This is a genomic window from Dietzia sp. WMMA184 (genome assembly GCF_002441635.1).
GTDB lineage: Bacteria > Actinomycetota > Actinomycetes > Mycobacteriales > Mycobacteriaceae > Dietzia > Dietzia kunjamensis.
In genome coordinates this window covers 3,441,538-3,467,226 of sequence record NZ_NXEI01000001.1, presented here as the reverse complement: position 1 = coordinate 3,467,226, position 25,689 = coordinate 3,441,538, and the positions used below count along the sequence as shown (strand labels likewise).

The window sequence follows — 25,689 nt, the reverse complement described above, 5'->3', positions numbered from 1 at the left end:
GCCCGGTCGGCCGAATCAGCCGGTGAGGCGACGCGGGCTCACGCCCAGACGAGCACCGACCAGAGGATGAGCTGGGTGACGCAGAACCCGGCCAGCATATTGAGCACCAGGAAGCGCTTCCAGCCCTCGTTGGTCGCCTCGGCAGTGGCGTCGGTGACCCGCGTGTAGGCGGCCACCGTGGCGAGGTACGGCAGGATCGCGAACGCCGCCCCCGACGCCGGCCACGGCGCGGCGATCAGCAGTACCAGGACCGCCGCGGCGTAGCAGGCCAGCGCGAACCACACGGCTGCCCGGGCTCCGAGCACGGTGGCGACCGATTTCAGGCCGGCCTCGCGGTCGAAGCGCACGTCCTGCACGGCGCCGAACGCCTGGGACGCCGCGCCCCACAGCATGAACGCGATGAGACACGCCCACACCCCGCCGCCGAGGTCCGCGCCGGCGATGGTCCACCCGACGATCGCCGGTGAGACGAAGTGGAACGCCGAGGTGACGGAGTCCAGGAACGGGGTCTCCTTGAACCGCAGCCCCTTGGCGCTGTAGGCGATCACCGCGAACGCACTGGCCGCCAGCCACAGCGACGACTCGAGCGTCCCGACCACCACGAGGTAGACCAGGAACGGCACGGTCGTCACGGCCGAGGCCACGAGCGTCGCCGTGTGGCGCGACCGCTCGAGGACCGACCCCTCCACGCCGCCCTTGCGGGGGTTGCGCAGGTCCGACTCGTAGTCGAAGACGTCGTTGATCCCGTACATCGCGAGGTTGTACGGCACCAGGAAGAAGAGCGTGCCGATCACGCCCAACAGGTCGAACCCGCCCGTGGCCAGGAAGTACGCCAGCGCGAACGGGGCGGCGGTGTTCACCCACGAGACCGGGCGGGACGACCAGAACAGGGTGGTGATCAGACCAAGTGTCGCCGGCCGCTCGGGGGTGCGGACCTTGTCGTCGTCGTCCTCTCCCCGTTCCGGGGTGCCCGCCAGCGCCACGTCCCCCCGGCCCGACACCGTCGGATTGCCCGCTACGGCACCGGCCCGCGGCCGGGCGGTGAGCACGCACCACACCGAGGGCATGAACACGGCCACGGCGACGGCATAGGCGAAGTCCTCGATGGGCGCCACGCCCAGGCGGATGCCGCTGGTCAGCGCGTCGTCGTAGGCCACGAGTCCGGCGGAGATCATGATGTTGTCGAAGATCGCCGTGAGGACGAGCAGCACCACGAGCGAGCCGCCGACCCCGATCAGCCAGCGTCGGCGGTCGGCCCCCCGCAGGCGCCACAGCGCGATGAGGGCGGCTGCGACCACCGGGATGGCCATGGTGGCGTTGATGGTCGAGTAGATGCTCACGGGCGCGCCCCCGCCCCGTCGTTCTGGGCGCCGCCGTTCTGGGCCCCGCCGTTCTGCGCGCCGTCGTTCTGGGCGCCGCCGTTCTGTGCGCCCCCGTTCTGTGCGCCGCCGGACCGCGCGCCCCGCCGCCGCGAGACATGCTCGACGGCCGTGACCACGCCCGTCGCGCACACCAGTGCGAGGTGCGACAGGAACGCGAGGAACACGACCTCCTCGAGCGGGATCTCCGGCGCGACCAGCAGGCCGGTCATGAAGTCGGTCTGGCCGCGGAAGAACACCCCGCTGCGCACCCCGAGGACGTCCCACGTGAGCAGCAGCGCCACCGCCGCGGTCACGGAGAGTGCAGTCGCGGCCGGGGCGCGGAACGCCGCGAGCTTCCAGCGGTGGTCGATGACGAGGATGCCGGCGAACGAGATGACCTGGACCGCCAGGTAGGCCAGCCCGATCACCGGTCGAACACCGTGCCCCGATCGAACACCGTGCCCCGATCGAACACCGTGCCCCCGCCGGGCTCCGCCACGGGCGCGGTGCCCGTGTCGCCGCGCACGTGCTTGAGGATCAGCTCGGCGCTGATGAGACACATCGGCAGCCCGATCCCGGGGATGGTCGAGGCGCCGGCGTAGTACAACCCGTCGACGTGCGTGCTGACGTTGCGGGTGCGGAAGAACGCGCTCTGCGCCAGCGTGTGCGCGGGCCCGAGGGCCGTGCCGCGCCACGCGCCGAGGTCGTCCTCGAGATCGGCGGGGGCGATGGTGCGCCGCACGACGATCCGCTCGGCCAGGTCGTCGATCCCGGTCCAGTCGGCGATCTGGGCGATGGCCCGGTCGGCGGCCGCCTCGATCGTGGCGTCCCCCGCACCGTCGACGCCACCGTGGCCCAGCGAGGGGTCGGCGGGGATGGGCACCAGGACGAAGAGGTTCTCGTGCCCCTCCGGCGCGATGCCCGCGTCCGGGTCGGTATCGGTGGCACTGGGGCGACAGACGTACAGCGACGCCGGGTCGGGGATGTGCGGCTGCTCGCCGAAGATGGCGTCGAACCCCTCCTCCCACCGGTCGGTGAACAGCAGCGTGTGATGGGCCAGTTGCGGAAGCTCACCGCGCACACCGAGCAGCATGAGCAGTGCTCCGGGCCCGGGGGTACGCGAGTCCCAGTAGGACTGTGGGTAGGTGCGGAGGTGCTCGGGGAGCCACCGGGTCTCGAGGTGGTGGAGGTCCGCGGCCCCGACGACGAGGCCGGCCGGCAGCGTCCGCTCCGCCCCGGCCCGGTCGCGCACCCGGACGCCCCTGATCTGCGCCTTCGACCGGCGGGAGCCGCGCGCGCGGGCGCCCTCGGATGTGGTGACCAGTTCGATCGCCTCGGTGCCCGTGTGGATGACCACACCCTGCTGCTCGGCGACCCTGCGGACCGCGGCGATCACCTCGGTGAACCCTCCGCGCGGGTAGAGGACACCGTCGGTGAGGTCGAGGTGGCTCATGAGGTGGTAGATCGACGGCGCCAGGTACGGCGAGGACCCGAGGAACACCGCGGGGTAGCCGAGGATCTGCTGGATGCGGCGGTCGCTGAACCGGCGGGCCACGAACGAGTGCAGCGGCTGGACGAGGCGGGCCACCAGCGAACCGGCCCGGGCCACCACGTCGGGGCGCACCAGGGCCGGGTACGAGGTGAAGTTGGTGTAGAGGAACCGCTTGAGCGCGAGGTCGTAGGTCGTCCGCGCCGAGTCGAGGTACCTGCCCAGCACGCGGCCGGCGCCGGGTTCGAGCGACTCGAACAAGGCGGTCGAGGCCGCGCGATCCGAGCGGATGTCGACCGACTCGGGGCGGTTCTCGAAGTACACGCGGTACCCGGGGTCCAGGCGCACCAGGTCCAGCTGCTCGTCGGCGGAGGTACCGCAGAGGCGGAAGAAGTGGTCGAACACTTCCGGCATGAGGTACCAGGAGGGGCCGGTGTCGAAGCGGAACCCGCCCGCCGACCAGCTGCCCGCGCGCCCGCCGACGGAGTCGGTGGCCTCGACGAGCGTGACGTCGCGCCCCTCGTGGGCCAATAGCGCAGCGGTCGCCAGGCCGGCGATGCCGCCGCCCACCACGACGACGGGCCCCTCCGGGGCGTGCCGGCGGCTCATCGGGCCACCGCCCCACCGCGCGCGGCACCGGGGCGGGCGCCGGACCGGCCGCGCCCGGCTGCAGCGCGGCCGATCACCGCGAGCTTCACCGGATCGGGCACCCGCACCCGGCCCGCGCTCACCCCGGATGCCCCGGCCGCCCGTAGGCGATCGTTGAGCTCGGCGAACAGGTCGTGGGCTGCGGCCACCGCCAGGCGGTCGCGGCCCGGGATCCGGTTGATCGCCGCCCGCGCGATGCGCAGGTCCGCGTCCACGTCGTCGGCCAACTCGCGTACGTCCTTCTCCGTCAGTGCCCGCGGGTCACGGCCCGGCAGGTAGTTGCGACCGAGTTCCGTGAAGTCTTCCCGGATGTCCCGGAGGAAGTTCACCTTCTGGAACGCCGCTCCGAGTGCGCGCGCTCCGGCGGCCATCTCGTCGTCGTCACCCAGTCCCCCACCGGCGAACGTCCGCAGGCACATCTCCCCGATGACCTCCGCCGACCCGTGGATGTACCGACGCAGCGACTCCTCGGTGTGTTCGGTGACGTCGATGTCGGCCTCCATCGAGTCGTAGAACGGATCCACCAGGCGCGCGTCGATCCCGAACCGACGCGCGGTGTCGGCGAAGGCGTGCGTCACCGGATCGGGGTCCAACCCGCGCTCGATGGCGCGGTGCGTCCGGCGGCGCGCCTCGGCGATGAGCTCGCGCGCGGCGACCGGGTCGTCCATCGCCCCGTCGACGACCTCGTCCCCGACCCGCGCCCACGCGTAGATCGCGGCGACGTGCGGGCGGGTGGCGGGTGCGAGCAGTCGGCAGGCCAGTGCGAACGACGTGGAGTACCGGCGCAGGATCACCTCGCTGCACCGGCGGGCGGCGTCGGTGAACTCCGCGTGGGGGCTCTGCTGGGTCATCGGGTCCTCTCCAGGGCGGTGGCCAGGTGGGGGCCGAGCGCGGCCCGGACGTCGTGCGGCACGGCCGGGGAGTCCAGCGCGGCGCGGGCGGCGGTGATGAGGTCCTCGGCGATGCCCACCGCGTGCTCGCGGGCGCCGCACTCGCGCAGCAGCTCGCGCGCGGTGTCGGGGTCGGGCGTGTGGCCGTTCCTCGTCGCGGGGTCGGCGGCCGGACGACCGAGGGCGGCGTCGATCCGCGGCCAGGCCTCGGTGGTGGCGGCGTGGGCCAGCAGGACGGTCGGTGCGCGCCGGAGCAGGTCGCCCTCGTTGGACTTGCCGGTCACGGCCGGATCCCCGAACACGCCCAGCACGTCGTCGATCACCTGGTAGGCGGTCCCCAGGTGGCGGCCGGCCTCACGCAGCGGGGGGATGACCTCGTCGGGCGCGCCGCCGAGCATCGCGCCCAGTACCAGGGGCAGGCACACGGAGTAGGCGGCGGTCTTGGCCGCGCCGATCGCCAGCGCCCGCTCGCGGTCGGCGGGCTCGCGCTCGACACAGCCGTGGACGTCCGCGTACTCCCCGGCGATCGACGCGACGACCGCGCCCTGCACCTCGTCGAGTACACGGTGCAGCAGCGGCGCCGGCACGGGCAGGCGGGCGAAGTCGGCCATCGCGGCCACGAGCAGCAGGTCGCCGCCGAGCAGCCCGCCGACCTGTCCGAGGTGCCCGGCGGCCTCGGTCCCGATCCCCCCGGCGGTGGCCCGCGCGGTGGTGCGGCCCTGCAGGTTGGGCTGGCCGCGGCGCTGGTCGTCCCCGTCCGCCAGGTCGTCATGGACGAGGAACGCCTCGTGCAGCAGTTCCAGAGCCCGGCCCGCGGCGGCCCGCACGGCCTCGTCGGCGCCCCCGGAGGTGGTGTACACCGCGTCGAAGAGCGCGGAGCGCATCCCCTTGCCGGAGCGGGTGGTCCGCCCCAGGTCATCGGCCCATTCTTCCACTGCGGAACCCAGGCCGGCCGGCAGGTCGCCGGCCGTCATCCGATGTGCGGCGATCATCGAAAGGAGTGTCATGTCCGGTGGTTCGGAGCCGGGGCCGTCGTGGATACGTCTCACCTCGATTCTTCTCGACGAGATGCGGCGTGACAGGTCGTGAGGCCGTGACTCTGGGGACCGCGCGTGGTCATACTTTCACGGATCCTCGGGCGACGAGTCCCGAAATGCACGAAGACCCCCGCTTGTGGCGGGGGTCTCCGAGTGCCAGATGATGGATTCGAACCAACGTAGGCCGGTCGAGGCTATCCCGGTCAGGAACCTGGGACGACCAACGACCGGCAGTGTTCCGTCTCCGCTAGTAACTCCGAAGCTCCCCCGGTGTCTACCGTCTGCGTCCTCCGTGCGTCCCCGCTCGAACGACTGAGCGAGGGGCGTTAGAGGAGTGCCGCCCGGCACCACTACAGGCAGTCAAGTTGGCTCGCATTCCTAGCCAGCCGCAGTGTGACCGTCCCAGCTGACGTTCGAGCTAGATTCCGCCCCACAGTTCCATAGCTCGCACGTGAATCTCTTCTAGACGGTCAGCACCCACTGTCCCGACGTGGTCGCCAAGGTCTGCGATAGACACAGGCTGTATGGCGTGGATCCGAGCCCAGCATTTCTTAGGAAGCCCCGCTTCGCCCGCCCCGAACTTCACGTCGAAGCGAGTCCTGTACTGGGTGGAGCTGGACAGCGGGACACCCGACACGACCGACCAGGCGGGGTCTATGAGGACTTCGTTACAGCTTAGGACCAGGAAGACCCGTTGCGGGTGTTCGAACCGTTCATTCTGTGGGGGCAGAGACAGGCTGCTGTCGGGAACCCAGTAGATCCCGCCCTTGGTCGGCCGGGACATTTTTAGAGGATTTCCCCATTTGCTCGTCGTCGAGTGTCGGACCATTCGTCGTGCTCATCGAGCATCGCCGAAAGATCGCCCTCGTCCCGTTGGGCGGGAAGTCTGTCGCGCAACGCTCGGAGTCGAGCCTTAACGCTGGAGGCCTGCGGAACGGGCCCTCCTCCATGTAGGTCGAGCTTCACGCCGCGCGCACCGCAGCGCTGGGCTTCGAGCATCGGCGGAGTGTTGTAAGTCAGGTCACGGAGTGCGGAGGCAGTGCAGTTGCCGTAGTCGTCAAGCAAGACGTCAATGATGGACGCGAATCGGTGATCGACAGTTTCTTGAGTCATGGAAACCAACTCAAACCGCTTGCCGTTGAAACGGCCGTAACTCGCCTCGGTAGTCTTGACGATTCCTTGGGCTTCGAGTGTCTCGGCAGATCGGTAGATTGTCGAATCCCAGGGGCCGTGGTTGTCCCATGTCCACGTGAAACCAGAGAAGGACTCGCCATACAGTTCGACAGAACGCAAGTCCGCTAGGTAAAGGAACTTCGCTACCTTGGTTGTGGTGATCTCTACGCCACGGTCACTGGCCCTCTTCAGGAGGGAGATCAGGGCGTCGGTCGGGTAGGAAAGAAAGAACTGCTGGAGATTCATCGACTCTTCCTCCCTTTCCGTGTGTACCCCAAACGTACCGTGGTCGACGCTCCAGAGTAGATCGAAACGCTGACAACGACAAACGCCCCACCCCCTAGCTTGTGGCCGGAGGTGGGGCGCTGGCGGTCGGAGGTCAGGCGGCGGTAGCCACCTGGACCACGGCGGAGGGCTGGCCGACGCCGAGCCCGAACCGGCCCTCGACGCGGAGTCGGAGCTTGTTGGTCTCGAAGTCCTCCTGGCCCTGGCCGTTCCACTCGGCCATGACGCCCCGGCGGTCGGTGAACAGGGTCACCTCGGACAGGTCCGCCACGACGGCCGTTCCGGCGGGCAGGGCTGTCGAGGTGACCACCTGGACGCCGAACAGCTTCCGGGCGGCACGGTCGACCGGCGAGGACGCCATGACGAACTCGCCCGAACCGGAGGTCTGCAGCAGTTCGATGGCCTCCCAGTCGGCCGGGGTCATGGCGATCACGTTCGGGACGAACCCGAGCGTCTCGACGGCCGTGATGGCCTTGCGCACGGTGGTGAGCAGGTCGTCGGTGAACGCCTGGGTCTGGATCCCGGACTGGGCCAGCAGGCCCGTGGGGGTCTCCCCCAGTCCGTCGCCGGTCAGCACCAGCTGCTCGACCTTGTGGAGCAGCCCCCAACGGAACTCGTTCTCCACGAACGCCTGCAGGTTGCGGGTGTCCAGCAGGTCGTACTTGTTGAGCCCGTCCGAGACGTGGGCGACCACGCGCAGGTGGTCCTCGACCGGGGTCAGGCCGATGGTCGAGGTGGGCTTGGTCGCCCCGGGAGCGACGGCTGCCGCGTTCATGGCGCGGCTGGTCTGGCGCAGGTACCGGTAGGTCGGCGAGTCCAGGGCGGCGGTGGTGAGCATCGACAGGATCGTGGTCGGCAGCTGCGGCTGCGCCGCGAGGTCCCGGGCGACGATCGTGGCGGTGGCGGTGCCCCCGGCGATCAGCGCCTTCTGCCCGCTCGGGCCGGTGGTGACCAGGTTCGCCGACAGTTCGCGGGCTGTCGCCTTTACTGCGGCCGGGGTGACCGCCAGCGGTGCGCCGTCGGTGACCGGCAGACCACCCTGGCCCCGGCCGTTTCCGTGGTCGGGCGCGAACGAGCCCGAGCCCTGGCTCTTGAGCTGCGCGAGCAGCGCCTGGTCCTGGGCGACCTGCTCGGGGTCCATGTCGGGATCGAGTTTGGCCAGCTCCACTTTGAGTTCGAGCATCCGGGCCTCGTTCGACTTGAGGGTCGAGCGCTCCTGGCCGGTGAAGCCGTTACCGCGCTTCTCGACGGTCTCGATGAGGGCCAGCGACTCCTTGCCGAGCCGCGCCAGTTCTTGCTTTGCGTTCATGACGATGCACCTATCTGTGCGAGGGTCCACGCCCGGCGACAGACGAGCCGGGGCACGTGGAGGTGGAAGTGTGGAGTCGACGCTTCTCGCTGGGCGGACGCTGTCTGGGCTGGCCGCCTCCACCGCACTGGGCGGGAGGCTGGCGGGCCTGTCTGCGCTGGCCGCTGTCGGCGCGGGTCGTGACTGGAGGGAACCACCGGTCTAGAGAGGTTCGAGAACCCCGGTGGTTCCCCCAGTCGTGTCGCGTTTACCGTCGGCGGCTCGTTGCCGAGACTCGCGGAGCGGGTTGATCAACCGACCGACCTCCAGTCTACCGATGTAGAGGGAGGCGCGGAAGATTACTCGTCGCGCTCGTCAACGAGTGCGTCGCCGACCCGCCCTGCGAGATCGAACACGGCTGCCACCACTTGCTCGGGCGGAGTGTCCGACTCGACCATCAGCCCGGCGGACAGGTGGCCAAGGGCGACGAGGCGGGCGTACGGGTTGCCCGCCAAGACGGCGGCGAGAGCGTCGCGGTGCTCCTCCCAATCGCTGGAGACCAGCGCCGTCAGGTAGCGAGCGACCGCCACGAGGTCGTCCTTGGTGTACTGAGCGGAGTTGCTTCCCATCGGGGTACCTCTTTCGTGTGTCTGCGTTGGCCGGGGACGGCCTCGGAGCCTTTCGGCGGGTTTCGGGAGCTACGGGAGTCGCAGAGCGCGAGGAAGGCGCTCTCGGTGTCGAATAGAGCCTGCGAGGGCGGGCCGATAGACCGGGTTGTCTATGGGTCCCCTCGAACCGACTTCGGGGGGAGAGGGCCACTTGTGCGCCGGTGTGGCCCGGTGGCAGAGCTTGCAGCGCTTTCGACCCCCCTCCCCCTCACGCCACCTCGACCCAGCGCTTCCGGTTGCCCTGGCCGTCGGTCTTCTTGGGCACTCGCCCCGCGACCACGCCGAACTCCCCGACCGCCCTGACGTGGTCGCCCCAGGCCCGACACTCGCGAAGCACTGGGCACGCGCTCCGGCAGACTCTCGCCACTCGCCTGTGCCGGGCGGTTCGCTCCACGTGGCTCTCGCCCTCGACTGCGAGGTCCCACTCGGGCCACCGGCCGACGCACGCGCCCCGCTCCATCCAGTCCTCGGGCGCTGGCAAGACCTCCCGGTTGAGTGTTGGTGGTCGCCACACTGGACGGGTCACCAGGCTGGGCCACTCCGACTGTTCCCAGTGCTTCGCCACCTCAGCGGCCCTCCTTCGCCCCGGGTCGGGAGTTCTCGTGTTCGGTCATGCTGTGCGCCTCCTCGGCGTCGTTGGTGTTGGCCCCGGCCTGGTCAGCCGGAGCAGTGTGGGTGGGAGGGGTGAGAGGGGTGAGCCGCTCATCCCCCCGTGCACGAAGTCGCTTTTCGGCGAAACACCCTTTTTGTTTTGGTTTTGGATTCTTAGGTCGCACTTACTGCCCGGAACGTCCCACAGGGGGGTGAGCCGCTCATCCCTGCTCACCCCCCTCCGGCCCATCGCGGAGAGTCACCTCGTAGGACTCGTTCGCGGTCCCGGGGTTCGTGGTTTCGACGGTCACCACCCCCGCTTCTTCCAGGCGTTCGACCGCGTCGTCCAGGTACTGGCGTCGGCTCGGGATCTTGCTGACCAGCTGCTTGCGCCGGAGGGTCCCGCCCGACTTGGCCAGGTGTTTGCGGACCAGGTCGGCGGCAGACTTGACCGCGTCCTCTTCGGTCACCCGGCGCACCACGTTCTGTTTGAGCCCCTCGGCCACCCCTCGCTTGCGGGCCTCGGCACGGGCGTTCTGCTCCAGGACCGCCTGAGTCTGCATCCGAGTGCGGTCCGAGACCGCCTTCACGACCCCCGCCAGTTCCCAGTCCTCGTCCGTGATCCGGTCGCAACGCCCGTTGAGCCACATCAAACCGGCGGCGACTTTTTCGCGGACGAGGATGCCGTGGCCCTCCAGCTCGTCCGCTTCGGCTCCGTCGAGCCTGCGTTGTGCGTCCAGTTCAACCGCGTCACGGGTCGCCTGGGGCACTTCCAGTTCCCGGAACTCGATCCGCTCGACCGGCCGGTCCACGCGAATCAGACCCAGGTCCACGCGTTCCACATCCTCGCCATCCGGTTCGGTGACGACGAGACCACCCCCTCCCCACTCGGGCAGGCGTAGCGGCTTGGGCTCGTCCGGCCGGTCGCTGGGTCTGCGTGGGTCGGTGGTAGGCATCCACAGGAACCGCTGCGGGGTGCCGCCGTCTGCCTCGTCCAGGAGGGCACTCGCCTGCCCGGGTTGGACTCCGGTCACCAGGCACATGCGGAACCGGTGCCGCTCGATCCGCAGCTTTTTCTCCTGGTCCGAGTAGGCGAACCCCAGGTCCTCACCGGACCACGCGGCCCGCAGTTCCGACATCAGGGTTGAGCCCGACCGCCTGCCCAGGCCCGCGAGAGTGTCGATCTCCGAGACATTGAACAAGACCGAGTTCCTCAAGGTCTTCTGCACGAGGGGGTCGCCGCGCTTCTCCCGGGTCTTGAGCGCGTATTCCTTCGGGATGCCCTCGCCGGATCCGGGCTTGGCCACGTGGACTCGTGGGGTAGTTCGCAACAGGTCAAAGGCGACTCCATCGGAGGCACCCTTACCGCCACCGGACGGCGCGACCACTGCCACGAACGTGTTGAGGCTGGCCACCGGACCCGCAAGGGGTGGCAGGACCACCGTCGGCGGGATGACCGCGATCGCTCGGGCCAGCACGTACCCGAACGTCGACCATGGGCCACTCAGGCGAGCCCGTGCGAAGTCGCGGATCGTGCGGAGTTCCGGCCGCGATTCCCAGAACTCGTCCTCGGCCTGGGCGGTCAGGGCCGACTCGACCAACACGGGCTCGTGGTCCAGGGCGCGGGCGGTGGGCAGGCTGGCGATGTTGCTCACCTCGTCACCGCCCCGGCGGCGGATCCGATGGTGCGGGCGATCTCGTGCCCGTCCAGCCCGAGATCGTCGGCGACCTCTGCCAGGCGACGCTCGGCGTCGGCGGTGAGGCACCCGCGCTCGGCGAGAGTGCGTGCAGCCCGGTACAGATCCGCGTTCCGGCTTCCCGGCACCGCATGGCTCAGGACCTGGCAGTGCCAGCTGATCATCGCCTCGGCCAGCGTCGGGTCAGTGACTGCCGTGGGACGTGGTCGGGGCGCACGGCGCAGGCGCTTGGCCCAGGTGCTCGGGAGGTGGGTAACCTCCGCTGTCTCGACCCACTCGTATTCGCCGGGCTCGACCCGCGACGGTGGCGCGACGACGTAGCCCTTGCCCGCGATCTTCACGTCCACGCCCGCACCGAGAGACCCGCTGGTCTGCTCGGGGGCGAGGTAGGAACGGAACCAGTAGTGGTAACCGCCGGCACGGGTCCGGGCGATCAGCGTCGGGGGCACGGGTCCGAGCTCGTCCACCAGGCGTCGGATGGTTTCTGCCCCGCCGTTCCGGGGGTCCTCATCGACCACCAGGTAGCCCGGCGGAACCGCGAGCCCGATGTTGTAGTCGGCCTGCGCCCACCAGGACTCGACCTGGGCCAGGTCCGTGGCCGCGTCTTTGAACCCGTGCGCGGTGGCCGGGGCCTTGCCTCCGATCACCAGGGGGTGGACTGGCCAGCCCTTCTGGGCGTACTGGATGGCCGCGTCGCGCAGCCGCTGTTGGGGGGTCATCTCATCCTCAGTTCTCGGCAGGTCCGTGCTGGTGTCTCGCTTGGCTTCCCTTGGCCTCTCGGGGCGGGGGCGGGCGTCTGGCCCGCCCCCGTCGGTCGAGGCGCTCGGGGGAACTAGATTCCGTGCCCGGGGTTCAATAGCTCGGTGACCTCCGCTCGGACCTCCTCGCGGCTCAGTCCTGCCAGGTCGTCCGTCAAGGAGGTGACTTCTTCCTCGACATTCTCGATACCTACGACACACGCCGGGACGTCCTCTTCATGAGGCAGGACCAAGTTCGCCAGGTGCCAACGCAGAAAGATCTGAACCAACTGGTCGCCTCGCTGGAGCGTGCAGAAACCCTCCCAAGGGGTTACGGGCTCGAACCCGAGTTCCTGGAGCACGCTCAAGGCGTAGTAGATGGCGGTCACGACCTGCGGAGCCAGCGAAACTTCCTGGCAGGCGTTCGGGGTGGTGGAATTGTCTTGCATCTCAAGTCCCTCCTCAGGGGATTTGGTGACCGGCAGGGCACCGGTCACTCGGTGTGGTGTTTCTCGGGTGATGAGGCCGGGGTCTACGGACTCCGGCCTCATCGCTGTTTCCGGGGCTGTGGGTCCGAACGGGTGGAGTACGTCAGCTCCGACGGCCTCGCACTGCGGGCCTCGATGGCCTCGCGCTCCAGACGTCGCTTGCGTGCCCGCTTCTGCTCGGCCCCGGACCTGTTGCGCTTGCTCACGCCGCACCCTCTTCGAGCCAGTCCAGGACGTCCTGGGCGCGGTAGAGCACTCGGTGACCGGCCTTGACGTACTTCGGCCCTCGCTTCTTCGCCCGCAACAGACGCAGCGCGTTTGGGGTCGTCAGCAGATAGTCGGCTGCCTGTTGAGGCGTCCAAAGTTCGGGCGCTTCGACTGTTCGTTTCATGGAGGGACCTCCTCAGGTCTCGTGCGGTGTCTCGGGCTACTAGAGCAACCGACGAGACGACGCTAGCACCCGGTGTCTCTAGCGCACAAGAGCAATGACTGGTAAGGTGGAAACCGCAGGTCACCCTGGGTGGCCAGACCGAAACCGCTGGAGGGATAACGAGATGCCACGCCTGAACCCCGACCTCGCCGAGAAGGTCGACGCCGTCGAGACCGACCTGCGCAAGATTCTCGGGACTGGAGCTCGACGCATTCGGCAGGACGCCAGTGCCAACCTCGAACAGGTCTCGCAGGCCGCGAGGCGGGCTGGCCTGCCGTGGTCCACCGGCCGTGTTTCGGACCTGGAAGGGGGCCGGGTCGAGGTGAAATTGGAAACCCTGCTGTCACTGGCCCTAGCTCTCGGCGAGGTGCGGGGGGAGCCTGTGACCCTGGCCGAGCTGCTCCCCAACCCCGGCCCGGTCCTGGTGAACGGGCGAGAGATCGCGAGCCTTACCGGAGCAGTGGGGGGCGAGGCGGTCACGGTCTCCGAGGGTCAGCGCGAACATGACCAACTGAACCGCCCAGACCCGGTGGACTCTGCCGGGCTCGCGGAGAAGCGAGCCGCCAAGTCGATGGGGGTCCCGCTGGTGGACCTGGTGACCGCCACGCACGAACTGTGGGACCACCACCTGACCGAAGAACGCGACCGGCGAGCAGGGGCAGATGCCGATGTCGCCACCCGTGGACGAATCACTCGCGAACTGACTGACCAGATCCGCAAACACCTCGGGATCTGACCCCGACTCAACTGCGCTCGCCCGCCCCCACGAGGGCGGGTTTTCGCGGTTACAGGGAACCCGGCACCCCCCGGACCGCCCAGAGGGCGTCCCCGGGCAAGGGAGACACCAAGGAGAGACCATGACGACGACCGGCGGGGGCTTCGTCGCCCCCTACCAGACCAAGACCCAGGGCAGGCTATGGGAAGCCCGCTGGCGTGATGACGCGAACGCGTCGAAGCGCAAAAAGGGCTTTAAGACCAAGCGATCCGCCCAGGAGTGGCTCGCCCAGAACCGCACCCAGCGGGTGCAGGGCACCTACGTCGACCCCCAAGCCGGGCGAGTGACCGTGGGAGCCCTGTGGCCCTCCTACGAGGCCTCGATGGCATCGCTCAAGGGCACCACCCGCGCCTACCGCGATTCATTCTGGCGTAACCACGTCGAGCCCAGGTGGGGCGCGGTCGAGGTCGGGCGGATCCGGCCCTCGATGATCCGCACATGGGTGTCCGAACTCGTGGTCCAGGACCTCGGCGCATCCGGTATCGAGAAGTGCCTGGAGGTCCTGCGCGGCATCCTGGCTCTGGCACACGAGGACCGACTGCTGAACTCGAACCCGGCGATGGGAGTGAAGGCACCTCGGCGCACTCCCCGCCCCCAGCGGTTCCTGTCCCACGACCAGGTCGACGCCCTGGCCTACGAGTGCGGCAAGGACGGCCTGGTCGTTCAGATGCTGGCCTACACCGGGCTGCGCTCCGGCGAGTTGGCTGCGCTCCGGGTCGGAGACGTCGACTTCCTGCGTCGCCGGATCTCGGTCGCGAGGTCGCTGTCCTACGCCCGGGGGCAGGGATACGTGGAATCCGCCACGAAGACCTACGAGGTCCGGTCGGTCCCACTCGCCCAGTTCCTGGTCGAGCCACTATCGGTCCAGGCCCAGGGGCGCGGACCCGACGACTTCCTGATCGGCCCTGCTCCCGACGAGTTTCTAAAGTTCCCGGCCTGGAGACCCCGAGTGTTCACTCCGGCGGTCAAGCGGTGCCGCCAGGCGGATCCGATGTTCGCCGCCGTCACGATTCACGATCTGCGGCATACAGCCGCGAGTCTCGCCGTCCAGGCCGGGGGGAACCTGCTGGCGGTATCCAGGCTGCTCGGCCACGCCTCCCCGGAGATCACCGCGAAGGTCTACCTGGGGCTGTTCCCCTCGGACCTCGACGCGCTCGTGGACGGCCTCGACGCGGCGCGTGCGTCCTCGGTGCGTCCTCGGCCTCAGCAGGTCGGAGGCTGACCCGACCCCCTCCGAGTGCCCCGTCCCCGGTCAGAGGGGGTCCGAAATGCACGAAGACCCCCGCTTGTGGCAGGGGTCTCCGAGTGCCAGATGATGGATTCGAACCAACGTAGGCTAAGCCGACGGATTTACAATCCGCTCCCTTTGGCCGCTCGGGCAATCTGGCGTGCACCTCAAGGGCGCTACGACACGATACAACGCCTGTGACCCCTGGTGCCAAATCGGGGCACTCAGGGGTAGTGCGGCGGCGACTCCCGGCCCCGCCCGTGGCGGCCTCGGGCTCTGGCCGTGGCGGGTAGCCTGACCGGGACATCCCCCAACGACAGGAGTACGTCCATGGCCTCGGAGTCCTCGTTCGACATCGTCTCGGAGTTCGACCGCCAGGAGGTGGACAACGCCCTGAACCAGGCCGCCAAGGAGCTGGGCACCCGCTACGACTTCCGCGGGACCGACGCGAGCATCGAGTGGAAGGGCGAGGACGCGGTGGAGATCGTCGCGAACTCCGAGGACCGCGTGCTGGCCGCCAAGGACGTCTTCGTGGAGAAGTTGGTGCGCCGCGGGCTGAGCATGAAGGCGCTCGAGGTGGGCGACCCGATGCCGTCGGGCAAGTCGTTCCGCCTGGTCGGCTCGCTCAAGCAGGGCATCGACAAGGAGAACGCCAAGAAGATCACCAAGCTGCTGCGCGACGAGGGCCCCAAGGGCGTCAAGGCGCAGATCCAGGGCGAGGAGATCCGTGTGTCGTCCAAGAAGCGCGACGACCTGCAGGAGTGCATCTCGCTGCTCAAAGGTGCCGACTTCGAGGTCGCGCTGCAGTTCACCAACTACCGCTGACCCGCCGACGGTGCCGTTCCGCATCGGCGCTGGGCGTCGGCTCCGCGCCGCCTCGGTGGTCGCCGCCGTGGGCCTGTCCACGCTGGTGGGGTGCGCGTCCGGGGGCGACGACGACGAGGGCACGCAGCAGCTGACCGTCTTCGCCGCCGCGTCGCTCAGCGGAGCGTTCACCGAGATCGCCGAGGAGTTCGAGGGGGCGCATCCCGGTGTGTCGATCCGGCTGGGTTTAGACGGCTCCTCCGGCCTGGTGGATCAGCTGGCCGGCGGTGCCCCGGCGGACGTGTTCGCCTCCGCCGACGTCCGGACGATGGACCGCGCCGTCGCCGAGGGCCTGGTCGCCGGCGAGCCCACACCGCTGGCCACCAACGTGCTCACCCTCATCACCCCGCCCGGCAATCCGGCGGGGATCACCGGTCTCGACGACTCGCTGGACGGCGCACGACTCGTGGTGTGCGCGGCCGTCGTGCCGTGTGGTGCGGCGGCCCGCACGCTGGCGGACGCCGCGGGGATCGACCTGGCCCCGGTGAGCGAGGAGTCCACCGTCGCCGACGTGCGCGGCAAGGTCACCTCCGGCGAGGCCGACGCCGGGATCGTCTACGCCACCGACGCCCGCGCCGTCGCCGGCCGTGTCGAGCGGGTCCCGATCGCCGGTGCCGACGCGGTGCCGAACGTCTACCCGGTGGCCGTCCTCGACCGCGCCGCGGACTCCGAGATGGCCCGCCTTTTCGTCGACGCCGTCACCGGCCCCGAGGGGCGTGCGATCCTCGCCGAGCACGGTTTCGGTCCGCCGTGACCCGGCCCCCGCTCCCCCGCTGGCTGCTCGCGGCCGCGGTGCTCGCCGTCCTGCTGGCGGCCCTGCCCCTGGCGGGCATGGCCGCGCGTGTCCCGTGGGCGCGGGTTCCCGAACTCCTCGCCTCGGAGGCCGCCCGCGACGCCCTGCTACTGAGCCTGCGCACGTGCGCGCTCTCCACGGTCCTGTGCATCCTGCTCGGCACCCCACTGGCGGTGGTGCTGTCCCGCAGCAGTGGGCCGATGGCGGCGCTGGCACGGACGGTCACCGCGCTGCCCATGGTCCTGCCCCCGGTCGTGGCCGGCCTGGCCCTGCTCATCACGCTCGGGCGCTCCGGCGTCGTGGGACAGCACCTGTCCGTGCTGGGCATCGAGATCGGGTTCACGACCGCGGCCGTGGTGATCGCGCAGACGTTCGTGGCGATGCCGTTCCTGGTGGTGGCGCTCGAGGGCGCGCTGCGCTCGGTGGACTCCGGCCTCGAGCGGATCGCCGCCTCACTGGGCGCCTCCCCGACCCGGGTCCTGACGACCGTGACGTTGCCGCTGGTCCTGCCGGCCCTCGTCGCCGGCGCGACCATGTCGTTCGCCCGCGCTCTCGGGGAGTTCGGCGCCACCCTGACCTTCGCCGGTTCCCTGCAGGGCACCACGCGCACCCTGCCGCTGGAGATCTACCTCAGCCGGGAGGCGGACACCGAGACCGCCCTCGCCCTGGCCGTGGTGCTCATCGCGGTGGCCGCCGCGCTCATGGCGGTCTCCGCGCTCGTCGCCCGCAGGGCGGTGGTGGGCCGTGGCTGACCACCCCGCCGCGTCGCACGCCGCCCCCGCGCCCGGCCCCGCCGAATCACACCCCGTCACCTCGCACCCCGCCGCCGAGCTGGCCTGCCGGGTCGCCGCCCGCGACGTCGACCTCCACCTCAGCGTGCCCGCCGGCCGCCGGGTCGCGATCGTCGGGCCCAACGGGGCGGGTAAGTCCACGGCCCTGTCGCTGCTCGCCGGGCACCTGCGGCCCGACTCGGGCGAGGTCCGGCTCGACGGCCGCGTCGTCGGCTCGCCCCGCACCCACCTGCCCGCCCACCGCCGCCGCGTGGTGGCTCTCGAGCAGCGTCCCGGCCTGCTGCCCCACCTGTCGGCCGTGGACAACGTCGCGTACGGCCCACGCGCCCGTGGCGTCGGCAGGCGGGCCGCGCTCGACCGTGCCCGCACCGAGCTCGAGGCCGTGGGGTGCGGCGACCTCGCCGACCGCAGGCCGCACGAGTTGTCCGGCGGGCAGGCGCAGCGCGTCGCCCTGGCCCGGGCCCTCGCCGTGGATCCGGAGCTCGTCCTGCTCGATGAGCCCCTGGCCGCCCTCGACGTGGAGGTCGCCCCCGCGGTCCGGCGTCTCCTCGCTGATCGGCTCACCGGACGGGCCGTGGTCCTGGTGACCCATGATCCGCTGGACCTCTGGGCGTTGGCCGACGATGTCGTCGTCGTCGCCTCCGGCCGCGTCGCCCAGTCCGGCACGGTCGAGGAGGTCCTGGCCCGGCCCGCGTCCGACTTCGCCGCGCGCCTGGCCGGGGTCTCACTGGTCGAGGGGATCGTCGACGACGACGACGACCTGCGCACCCCCGGCGGCGACCTCGTCTCGGGGGTCCGCACGAGCGCGGCGGCGGGATGGCGGCCGGGGGCGCGGGCGGTGGCGACCGTCGACCCGCGGGCGGTGGCCGTCCACACCGACCCCGCACCCACCGGCTCCACTCAGGCCCCGACTTCGGCTCCGGCTCCCACGAGCCCCACGCAGCCATCCGCGCACGCGCCTGCGACGAGCCCGCGGAACTCCTGGCCCGCGCGGGTGGTCTCGCTCGTCCCCGCGGGGGCGTTGACGCGGGTGACGGCCGAGCTACGGGACGGTCAGCGCGTCGATGCCGAGATCACCAGCCGCTCGGTCGCCGAACTCGCGCTGGCCCCGGGTTCGCCCGTGATCCTCGTGGTCAAGGCTGCGCAGGTCGCGCTGTACCCGCGCCGCTGACCCCGGCGTCACTGAATCCCGCCCCTCGGCCACAGCCGCCCCTCGGCCACAGCCGCTCCTCGCGACGGCGTCTCGCCGTCACCGATGAGCACGCCAGACGCCATGGCAGCGAGCGGCTGTGATGGGGACTGGCAGGCGCGGGAGCGAGACGCCAGGCCCGGGGGCGGCTGCCGGGCCGTGCGGGAGCGAGACGCCAGGCCCGGGGGCGGCTGCCGGGCCGTTGGGGGAAGGTCAGCCGACGCGGTCGACGGTGAAGCGCACGAGCCGACGCAGCGCCTCGTTCGCCGGGCCGGCGGGCAGCACGTCGAGCTCGGTCATGGCGTCATCAACGTACTTCTCGAGCGTGGCCCGCGCGCGCCGCATACCGTCGGACGCGCGCAGCAACTCGAGGGCTTCCGCCACCTCGGCGTCGTCGGTCAGCGGCTCGGCGAGCAGGTCGCGCAGCCGCGCGCTGTCCGACGAACCCGCCTCCATGGCGTAGATCATCGGCAGGGTGTGGACACCCTCCCGGAGGTCCGTGCCGGGGGTCTTGCCCGACTCGGTGGACGGCGAGGCGATGTCGATGATGTCGTCGGCGATCTGGAACGCGATCCCCACGGCGTCACCGAGGCGGCGCAGGCTCCCGATCTGCTCGGCGGTCGCCCCCGAGTACTCGCCGCCGAACTGGGCGGCCGCGGCGATGAGCGAGCCGGTCTTCTCCCAGATCACCCGCAGGTAGTGCTCGGCGGCACCCTCGTCACGACTGCCGACGCCCGGGCCGACGGTCTCGCGCATCTGCCCGGTGACCAGTTCGGCGAACGTCTGGGCGATGAGCTGCACGGCCTCGGGTCCGAGGTCGGCCAGGAGCATCGAGGAGTGCGCGAAGAGGAAGTCGCCGGCGAGGATCGCGGTGGAGTTGTCCCAGCGGCTGTTGGCCGACTCGACACCGCGGCGCATGGCGGCCTCGTCCATGACGTCGTCGTGGTACAGCGTGGCCAGGTGGATCATCTCGCACACCACCGCGGCCTTGACCAGCCGCTCGCGGTCGGGCGCGGGGCCCAGCGAGCCCGAGAGCAGGGTGACGACGGGCCGGAACCGCTTGCCGCCGGCGGTGACGAGGTGCAGGGCGACCTCGGAGAGGAAGTCCTCGCCGGTCTGGAGTCGGCTGACGAGCAGCTTCTCGACCTCGTCGAGCCGTTCGCGCAGGTCGGCTGCGAGGTCGGCGTCGCCGACGTCCACGCCCGCCACCGTGTGGTCGGTCGCCGTCTCCGCGGTGCCGGTCACTGAATCGCTCGACATCCCCACTCGTCCTCGTCGCCTGGTGAAGGGTCGGCGTGGCCCGCCCTTCCCGACAGACTACGTTCCCGCGTCGCGGGCGGTGGCACCCCACCCCGCCCGAGGTCCCGGCGACCGCCGCACCCGCCGACCTGCCACCATGGAGCGCATGGAGTCAGGTATGGGTCTGCCCGCGTCGACGGACGTCCTCGTGGTGGGCTGCGGCCCGGCCGGTTCGGCGACCGCGACGTGGTTGGCGCGTGCAGGTCGCGAGGTCACCGTGCTCGACGCGGCGCGGTTCCCGCGCGACAAGACCTGCGGCGACGGGCTCACGCCGCGGGCGATGTTGGAGGTCGACCGGCTGGGTCTCGGCGGGTGGGCGCGGGATCGGATCACCATCCGCGGGCTCGAGTTGCGGGGCTTCGGCCACTCCCGGCGGGTGCCGTGGCCAGCCGGTGAACACGGTGGGACCGGGTCGGCGGTGCGACGGACGGTGTTCGATGACCGGCTACGGCAGGCGGCCGTAGAGGCGGGCGCCGTGGTGCATGACGGCGTGCGCGTGACCGACGTGGAGAGAGGCGACGACGGCGAGGTGACCGCCGTCCGGACCGAGGGCGGTCGCGTGGAGTGCCGAACCCTCGTGGTGGCCGATGGCGTGCGGTCGCCGGTGGGTCGTCTGCTCGGCCGGACCTGGCATCGCGACACGGTGTATGCCGTGGCCGCGCGATCCTATGTCCGGTCCGGGCGTCATGATCATCCGTGGATCGGCTCCGATCTCGAGCTCCGCGACGAGGCGTGCGCCATCCAGCCCGGCTACGGCTGGGTGTTCCCGCTCGGCGACGGCGAGGTCAACCTCGGGGTGGGTGCGCTGGCGACCTCGGCGCGGCCGGCGAACGTCGCGGTCAAGGAGCTACTGCAGCACTACGCCCGTAGCGTCCGCGGCGACTGGGGCCTGGCCGGCGAGCCGAGGGCGGTGACGTCCGCGTTGTTGCCGATGGGCGGGGCGGTCTCGACGGTGGCCGGTCCCAACTGGGCGGCGGTCGGCGACGCCGCGGCGTGCGTGAACCCGCTCAACGGCGAGGGGATCGACTACGCGCTCGAGGGCGGCCGCCTGCTTGCGGAGTTAATCCTGGCGGGAGCGGGTGTCGGCCGAGGAGGCCCGGGCTCGAGAGTGGGCGCGGCCGGTTCGCACTCGCGCACCACTGCCGGTGACCTGACGCATGCGTGGCCCGCGGTGCTCCGCGAGACCTACGGCGAGTCGTTCGCGATCGCCCGGGACGCCGCGCGTCTGCTCACCTATCCGAAGTTCCTGCCGCTGGCGGGACCGGTCGGGATGCGTTCGCAGGCGCTGATGACCGCGGCGGTGCGGTGCATGTCCAACACGGTCGCCGATTCGGACCGCGATGTGGTGGCCCGCGGCTGGCGGGCAGCGGGGTCGATCGCCCGCAGGCTGGACCGTCGGCCCCTCTTCGCCGACTGACCCGCCGGGCCTCCGCCCCGGGCCTCCGTCCCGCCCGGATTACGCGTAGGGCCTCTGCCCCGCCCGGGTTACGCGTCGGGAATGGACCAGAGCGGCAGCGCAAGCGGCCGGAAAACGTACAAAGACGGCGCGCACCCCGGGAGGACGGCGCAGCGCGCCCGGGGTGGCGCCGCGTTCGCTGCGGCCGCGCCGGGGTCAGGCCGCGCCGGGGTCAGGCGGAGCCGGGGTCAGGCGGGGCGGCGCGCCAGGTGGATGGCCGCGATGCCGCCGGTGAGGTTGGTGACGCTGCCGCGCTCCCAGCCGCTGGCCTCGATGATCTCGAGCAGTGCCTGCTGGTCCGGCCAGTCGCGGATGGACTCGGCCAGGTAGACGTACGCGTCCGGGTTGGACGAGACGCTGGTGGCGATCTTCGGCAGCGCCCGCATGAGGTAGTTCATGTACAGCGCGCGGAAGGGCGGGAACACGGGCGTGGAGAACTCCACCACGGCCAGTCGCCCTCCGGGCCTGACGACGCGGGCCATCTCCCGCAGTCCGGCAGCGGTGTCCTGCACGTTGCGCAGCCCGAAGCTGATGGTGGCGGCGTCGAAGGAGTCGTCGGCGAACGGCAGCTTCATGGCGTCGCCCGCGACCTTGGGCACGTCCCGGCCGGCGCCCGCCCGCAGCATTCCCAGCGAGAAGTCCGCGGCCACGCACCACGCGCCGGACTTGGCGAGCTCGACGGTCGACACGGCGGTGCCTGCGGCCAGGTCGAGGATCCGCTCCCCGGGGCGCGGCGCGAGCAACGAGCGGGCCCGCCGCCGCCACACGTGGTCCATGCCCCCGGAGAGGACGGTGTTGGTCAGGTCGTAGCGCTTGGCGACACCGTCGAACATCGACGCGACGTCACGGGGCTGCTTGTCGAGATTGGCGCGGGACACGCCGTCGACGCTACCCGCCCCCGGCGCGCGTGGCCGATCAGGCCACCACACGTGGGGCTCGGCTCGTGCCCACACCACGCGCGTCCGTCCGGTCCACCACGATCGTGCGCGCGCGGACCCTGTCCATGCCACCCCTGCCCACGCCGACCCTGCCCGAATCGGACCGGGCGCCCGCCGCCGCGTAGTGGTCGAAGAGCTGGGCGCAGATCGCGTCCCAGGTCCGACCGAGGACGGTGGCGCGGGCGCCGGCGGCCAGTCGCTCGTGGTCGGCGAGCACCGCGTCCACGGCCGGCGACACCTCGGCGGCGTACCGGCGCGGGTCGAGCAGGACGCCGTTGACCCCGGTCTGCACGAGGTCGCGGGGCCCGCCCTGGTCCGGGCCGACGACGGGCACGCCGGACGCCTGCGCCTCCTGGATGGACTGGCAGAACGTCTCGAACTCACCGGGGTGGCAGAACACGTCCATCGTGGCGTAGGCCTGCCCGAGCCGGTCGCCGTGGAGTTCGCCGGTGAAGATCGCGTGGGGCATGGCGGCCTGGAGTGCGGGGCGGTCGGGGCCGTCTCCGACGACGACGAGGTGGAGGTCTCCCCCCGGGCCCGACCGGTCGGCCAGCGACTGAAGGCGCTCGACGTGCTTCTCCGGGGCGAGCCTGCCGACGAACCCCACGACGGGCCGCCCCTGCGGGGACCACAGCGCGTGCAGGGCCGCACTGCGTCGGGAGGGCGAGAAGCGCTCGGTGTCGACGCCCCGCCCCCACCGGTACAGGCGCGGGATCCCGTGGGCCGCGAGATCCTCCATCGCGGCGGTCGACGGGGCGAGGGTGCGGTCGCAGCTCGCGTGGATGGCCCGGGTCCAGGTCCAGGCCGCATCGGCGACGACACCGATCCCGTAGGCATCGGCGAACCCGGCCACGTCGGTCTGGTAGACGGCCACCGAGGGCACGTCCAGGGCGCGGGCCGCGGCGGCACCGGCGGCACCGAGCACGAACGGCGACGCCAGGTGCACCACGTCGGGGCCGAAGTCGCGCAGGGCGCCGAACACGCTCGGGCTGGGTGCGCCGACCGGCAGCGACGACACCACCGGCACCCTCACCGCGGTGACCCGGTGGACGGGGTACCCCAGGTGGTGGTCGGGTCCGCTGGTGTCCGCCCCGGGCCCGCCGAGCAGCGGCGCGACCGCACTGACCAGCGGGTGCGCCCGAACGGCACCGGCGGCGCCCTGCCAGAAGCCGACCTGCCCGGACGGGGCCACCACCAGACAGTCATGCCCGTGCCGGCGCGCGTACTCCAGCACGCGCAGGACAGAGTTGGTGACGCCGTTGACGTTCGGCAGGAACGATTCGGTGACGATGGCTACGCGCACGACCCCACTGTCGCCGGGCCGGGACACGGGCCGGTGATCAGCGAGAAACGGTGCGTCGAATTCGTAGTGCCGCCCGGTGAACCCTCGGTGACGCGGCGGCGTAGGCGAGCGCCGCCAACGGGACGACCACCGCGGGCACGGACAGGGCGGGCACGACGGCGACGGTCCAGCTGCGTCCCGAGACCCGCACCAGATCCGGGTTCGCGCGCCGGAACTCGACCTGCACCCGCTGCCCCTCGACGAGCCCGGTCGGGTAGAACACGCCGGTCACCGGTCGGACGGTCCGCCCGCCGCCGGCGTCGAACTCCACGGCGGCCCGCCGATCGGTGACCTCGGTGACGAACGCGGTGGCGCTGCCCATGTCCCGGTCGATCCGCTGGTCGTTGATGAAGCACGCCAGCACGAGGAGCACGGCTGTGAGCAGTGAGAACACTCCCGCGGTCACGGCCACCACCCGCACGCCCCACCGGATACGGCGAGCGCGACGGATCTGCCGGGCAGAGACCGGGGCCGTCGCGGTCACCCGTCCGCCACGGCTTCCGAGCGCAGGGCCGCGTGGAGGTCGCGCAATCCCTGCCGGTCGGTCGGGACGCGCACCACCCGCAGGCCCTCGGGCACGACGTCGCGGTGCCCGTTCGGGAACGCGGGCTGCGCGAGCAGGGCCTCGAGTCCGGCCGGGTCGGTGTCGGTGAAGGGCACCCCGGCGCCCGCGCACAGGGCGCCCAGGTCGGCGCCGTGGGGGGTGCCGAAGACGCGCTCGAAGTCGGCGGCCAGGCGCGGGTCCCCCTGTTCGAGCAGGGAGAAGATGCCACCACCGTCGTCGTCGGCCACGACGATCGTCAGGTCGTCGGGGTGCCGCTCCCGCGGCCCGAGCAGCAGGCCGGACACGTCGTGCAGGAACGTCAGGTCGCCCAGCAACGCGACGGTCCGCCCCGGCGCCGACAACGCGACCCCGATCGCGGTGGAGACCGTGCCGTCGATCCCCGACGCCCCGCGGTTGGCGTACATCGCCACATCCGGATCGAGCGGGCCCACGAACGACAGGTCCCGCACGGCATTGGAGGCACCCACCACGAGGTTGTCCCCGGCCCGGACGCCGCGGGCCACGGCACGCGCCACGTGCAGTCCCGTCGGCGCACCGGTCTCGAGATGCCGGTCCAGCAGCCGGTCCACGGCGGCGCGGGCACGGGCGTCGGCGCGGGCCGTGGTCTCGGTCCACTCGGGGTCCACGCCCCACCCGGTGAGGACGGAGTCGGCGAGCTCGGCGGCGCTACCGGTCGGGTTGGGCGAGCGCGGGCCGGCGTCGAGGATCACGAGGTCGACGTCCGGGTCCGCCAGCAGGCGCGTGACGGCGCGGTGCAGCGTCGGCCGCCCGGTGACCACCACCTGCTCGGGCCGCAGCGCCGGGATCGCCAACGGGTGCACCGGGTGCAGCGGGACGGGGGCGCCGGGCTCGGCCACCGTCGGCACCGCCACCAGCCCCGACACCGGTGCCGCCCCGACCCCCGAGACGACCAACGTGGGGCGCGTGAGATCCACCGCCACGGCCGAATCGGCGGGCGCCGAGTCGACCCCCGCCCCCGCTCGCTGCACCCACGGACGACCGTCCGCACGCCCCTCCGGCAGACGACATGCCTCCGGGCCGCCGCCGACCTCGTCGTCGTCGTACTCCGGTGAGTTTCCCCCGAGGGCGAAATCCTCGTCGCCCTCGCCCGGCACGAGCGGCTCGCGGAACGCGATGTCGACCTGCACCGGACCCGGGTCGGCCGCCGCGGTGGCGGTGAGGATGGCCCGGCCGATCGCGCTGCGCCAGTGCCGGTGCTCGGACTCGGGGTCCCCGGCCGCGCCGAGCTCGACGACCGCGCGCGCGTGCGGGCCGAACAATCCCACCTGGTCGATGGTCTGATTGGCGCCGGTACCGCGCAGCTCGGGCGGCCGGTTGGCCGTGAGCGCGAGGATCGGTACGCCCGAGTGGGCCGCCTCCACCATCGCCGGATGGAGGTTGGCCACCGCGGTGCCGGAGGTGACGACGACGGGGACCGGCCGCCTCGAGCCCAGCGCGAGCCCCAGCGCGGTGAACCCGGCGCCGCGCTCGTCGATCCGCACGTGCAGGGCGAGCCGGCCGGACCGCTCGGCGGCGGCCAACGCCAGGGCCAACGGGGCGCTGCGCGATCCCGGGCACAGGACCACGTCGGTGATCCCGTGGCGGATCAACTCGTCGACGAGGACACGGGCCTGCGCGGTGCTCGGGTTGCTCACGGTGGGGTTCAT

General features: G+C 71.3%; 27 protein-coding genes and 1 tRNA gene. 7 read left to right on the top strand and 21 right to left on the bottom strand.

Annotated elements, in window-relative coordinates:
• Positions 1–38: 38 nt before the first annotated feature.
• The 15 genes from CK206_RS16015 to CK206_RS15950 all read right to left on the bottom strand — a co-directional run bounded on the left by CK206_RS16015 (position 39) and on the right by CK206_RS15950 (position 12,743).
• Complete coding sequence (locus CK206_RS16015) at positions 39–1,340, bottom strand: prenyltransferase (RefSeq protein WP_371606990.1); 1,302 nt, start codon at positions 1,338–1,340, stop codon at positions 39–41.
• Positions 1,337–1,789: a lycopene cyclase domain-containing protein gene (locus tag CK206_RS16010; protein ID WP_227022217.1), complete on the bottom strand. Its 453-nt coding sequence runs from the start codon at positions 1,787–1,789 to the stop codon at positions 1,337–1,339. The genes CK206_RS16015 and CK206_RS16010 overlap by 4 nt, the downstream gene beginning before the upstream one ends.
• Complete coding sequence (gene crtI, locus CK206_RS16005) at positions 1,786–3,459, bottom strand: phytoene desaturase family protein (protein WP_096907006.1); 1,674 nt, start codon at positions 3,457–3,459, stop codon at positions 1,786–1,788. The genes CK206_RS16010 and crtI overlap by 4 nt, the downstream gene beginning before the upstream one ends.
• A complete protein-coding gene (locus CK206_RS16000; protein ID WP_096907005.1) occupies positions 3,456–4,349 on the bottom strand; it encodes a squalene/phytoene synthase family protein in 894 nt (297 codons plus the stop codon). The genes crtI and CK206_RS16000 overlap by 4 nt, the downstream gene beginning before the upstream one ends.
• Entirely contained in the window at positions 4,346–5,380 is a 1,035-nt protein-coding gene (locus CK206_RS15995) for a polyprenyl synthetase family protein (protein ID WP_254050632.1), read from the bottom strand. Before CK206_RS15995 ends, CK206_RS16000 begins: the two co-directional genes overlap by 4 nt.
• 463 nt (positions 5,381–5,843) lie before the next feature.
• The gene (locus CK206_RS20815; RefSeq protein WP_159981191.1) at positions 5,844–6,209 is read right to left on the bottom strand and encodes a type II toxin-antitoxin system PemK/MazF family toxin; all 366 of its coding nucleotides are present in this window, start codon (positions 6,207–6,209) and stop codon (positions 5,844–5,846) included.
• Positions 6,210–6,211: 2 nt separating this feature from the next.
• On the bottom strand, positions 6,212–6,844 hold the full coding sequence (locus CK206_RS15985) for a Panacea domain-containing protein (protein WP_096907002.1): 633 nt from the start codon (positions 6,842–6,844) through the stop codon (positions 6,212–6,214).
• A gap of 133 nt (positions 6,845–6,977) precedes the next feature.
• The gene (locus CK206_RS15980; protein WP_096907001.1) at positions 6,978–8,192 is read right to left on the bottom strand and encodes a phage major capsid protein; all 1,215 of its coding nucleotides are present in this window, start codon (positions 8,190–8,192) and stop codon (positions 6,978–6,980) included.
• A 338-nt stretch (positions 8,193–8,530) separates the two neighbouring features.
• A complete protein-coding gene (locus CK206_RS15975) occupies positions 8,531–8,800 on the bottom strand; it encodes a hypothetical protein (protein ID WP_096907000.1) in 270 nt (89 codons plus the stop codon).
• 247 nt (positions 8,801–9,047) lie between these two features.
• Positions 9,048–9,299 carry a WhiB family transcriptional regulator gene (locus tag CK206_RS20810; RefSeq protein ID WP_096906999.1) on the bottom strand — a complete coding sequence of 84 codons (252 nt, stop codon included), beginning with the start codon at positions 9,297–9,299 and terminating at the stop codon, positions 9,048–9,050.
• Between the two features lie 352 nt (positions 9,300–9,651).
• Positions 9,652–11,085 (bottom strand): hypothetical protein, encoded by a 1,434-nt coding sequence (locus CK206_RS15965; protein ID WP_096906998.1) that lies wholly within the window; start codon positions 11,083–11,085, stop codon positions 9,652–9,654.
• Positions 11,082–11,846, bottom strand: coding sequence for a bifunctional DNA primase/polymerase (locus CK206_RS15960; protein ID WP_096906997.1), 765 nt, complete (start codon positions 11,844–11,846; stop codon positions 11,082–11,084). The genes CK206_RS15965 and CK206_RS15960 overlap by 4 nt, the downstream gene beginning before the upstream one ends.
• 113 nt (positions 11,847–11,959) lie before the next feature.
• Positions 11,960–12,313, bottom strand: coding sequence for a hypothetical protein (locus tag CK206_RS15955; RefSeq protein ID WP_096906996.1), 354 nt, complete (start codon positions 12,311–12,313; stop codon positions 11,960–11,962).
• 98 nt (positions 12,314–12,411) lie between these two features.
• Positions 12,412–12,558, bottom strand: coding sequence for a hypothetical protein (locus CK206_RS19925; RefSeq protein WP_159981188.1), 147 nt, complete (start codon positions 12,556–12,558; stop codon positions 12,412–12,414).
• Positions 12,555–12,743, bottom strand: a complete 189-nt coding sequence (locus CK206_RS15950; RefSeq protein WP_096906995.1) for a helix-turn-helix domain-containing protein — start codon at positions 12,741–12,743, stop codon at positions 12,555–12,557. The genes CK206_RS19925 and CK206_RS15950 overlap by 4 nt, the downstream gene beginning before the upstream one ends.
• Before the next feature lie 163 nt (positions 12,744–12,906).
• Between CK206_RS15950 and CK206_RS15945 the strand changes: the two genes are divergently transcribed.
• Positions 12,907–13,518, top strand: a complete 612-nt coding sequence (locus tag CK206_RS15945; RefSeq protein WP_096906994.1) for a helix-turn-helix domain-containing protein — start codon at positions 12,907–12,909, stop codon at positions 13,516–13,518.
• A 121-nt stretch (positions 13,519–13,639) separates the two neighbouring features.
• Positions 13,640–14,779: a site-specific integrase gene (locus CK206_RS15940; protein ID WP_096906993.1), complete on the top strand. Its 1,140-nt coding sequence runs from the start codon at positions 13,640–13,642 to the stop codon at positions 14,777–14,779.
• Between the two features lie 84 nt (positions 14,780–14,863).
• Here CK206_RS15940 and CK206_RS15935 read toward each other — a convergent pair.
• A tRNA-Tyr gene (locus CK206_RS15935) sits at positions 14,864–14,945 on the bottom strand.
• A gap of 170 nt (positions 14,946–15,115) precedes the next feature.
• On the opposite strand from CK206_RS15935, the gene CK206_RS15930 reads away from it, so the two are divergent.
• The 4 genes from CK206_RS15930 to CK206_RS15915 all read left to right on the top strand — a co-directional run bounded on the left by CK206_RS15930 (position 15,116) and on the right by CK206_RS15915 (position 18,404).
• The gene (locus tag CK206_RS15930; RefSeq protein ID WP_067716850.1) at positions 15,116–15,610 is read left to right on the top strand and encodes a YajQ family cyclic di-GMP-binding protein; all 495 of its coding nucleotides are present in this window, start codon (positions 15,116–15,118) and stop codon (positions 15,608–15,610) included.
• Positions 15,611–15,620: 10 nt separating this feature from the next.
• Positions 15,621–16,403: a molybdate ABC transporter substrate-binding protein gene (gene modA / locus CK206_RS15925; protein WP_254050631.1), complete on the top strand. Its 783-nt coding sequence runs from the start codon at positions 15,621–15,623 to the stop codon at positions 16,401–16,403.
• Complete coding sequence (locus CK206_RS15920) at positions 16,400–17,194, top strand: ABC transporter permease (RefSeq protein ID WP_096906992.1); 795 nt, start codon at positions 16,400–16,402, stop codon at positions 17,192–17,194. Before modA ends, CK206_RS15920 begins: the two co-directional genes overlap by 4 nt.
• A gap of 79 nt (positions 17,195–17,273) precedes the next feature.
• Positions 17,274–18,404, top strand: a complete 1,131-nt coding sequence (locus CK206_RS15915) for an ABC transporter ATP-binding protein (protein ID WP_216824183.1) — start codon at positions 17,274–17,276, stop codon at positions 18,402–18,404.
• Positions 18,405–18,635: 231 nt separating this feature from the next.
• Here CK206_RS15915 and CK206_RS15910 read toward each other — a convergent pair whose 3' ends face one another.
• Positions 18,636–19,682 carry a polyprenyl synthetase family protein gene (locus CK206_RS15910; protein WP_067716856.1) on the bottom strand — a complete coding sequence of 349 codons (1,047 nt, stop codon included), beginning with the start codon at positions 19,680–19,682 and terminating at the stop codon, positions 18,636–18,638.
• A 136-nt stretch (positions 19,683–19,818) separates the two neighbouring features.
• On the opposite strand from CK206_RS15910, the gene CK206_RS15905 reads away from it, so the two are divergent.
• On the top strand, positions 19,819–21,138 hold the full coding sequence (locus CK206_RS15905) for a geranylgeranyl reductase family protein (protein WP_173674807.1): 1,320 nt from the start codon (positions 19,819–19,821) through the stop codon (positions 21,136–21,138).
• A gap of 227 nt (positions 21,139–21,365) precedes the next feature.
• Here CK206_RS15905 and CK206_RS15900 read toward each other — a convergent pair whose 3' ends face one another.
• The 4 genes from CK206_RS15900 to menD are packed head-to-tail and all read right to left on the bottom strand — an operon-like array spanning position 21,366 to position 25,689.
• Entirely contained in the window at positions 21,366–22,055 is a 690-nt protein-coding gene (locus CK206_RS15900) for a demethylmenaquinone methyltransferase (protein ID WP_067716862.1), read from the bottom strand.
• Positions 22,056–22,092: 37 nt separating this feature from the next.
• Positions 22,093–23,418, bottom strand: a complete 1,326-nt coding sequence (locus CK206_RS15895; protein WP_096907517.1) for a glycosyltransferase family 1 protein — start codon at positions 23,416–23,418, stop codon at positions 22,093–22,095.
• Between the two features lie 37 nt (positions 23,419–23,455).
• Positions 23,456–23,941 (bottom strand): DUF3592 domain-containing protein, encoded by a 486-nt coding sequence (locus tag CK206_RS15890; RefSeq protein WP_083249686.1) that lies wholly within the window; start codon positions 23,939–23,941, stop codon positions 23,456–23,458.
• Positions 23,938–25,689, bottom strand: coding sequence for a 2-succinyl-5-enolpyruvyl-6-hydroxy-3-cyclohexene-1-carboxylic-acid synthase (gene menD, locus CK206_RS15885; protein WP_096906990.1), 1,752 nt, complete (start codon positions 25,687–25,689; stop codon positions 23,938–23,940). Before menD ends, CK206_RS15890 begins: the two co-directional genes overlap by 4 nt.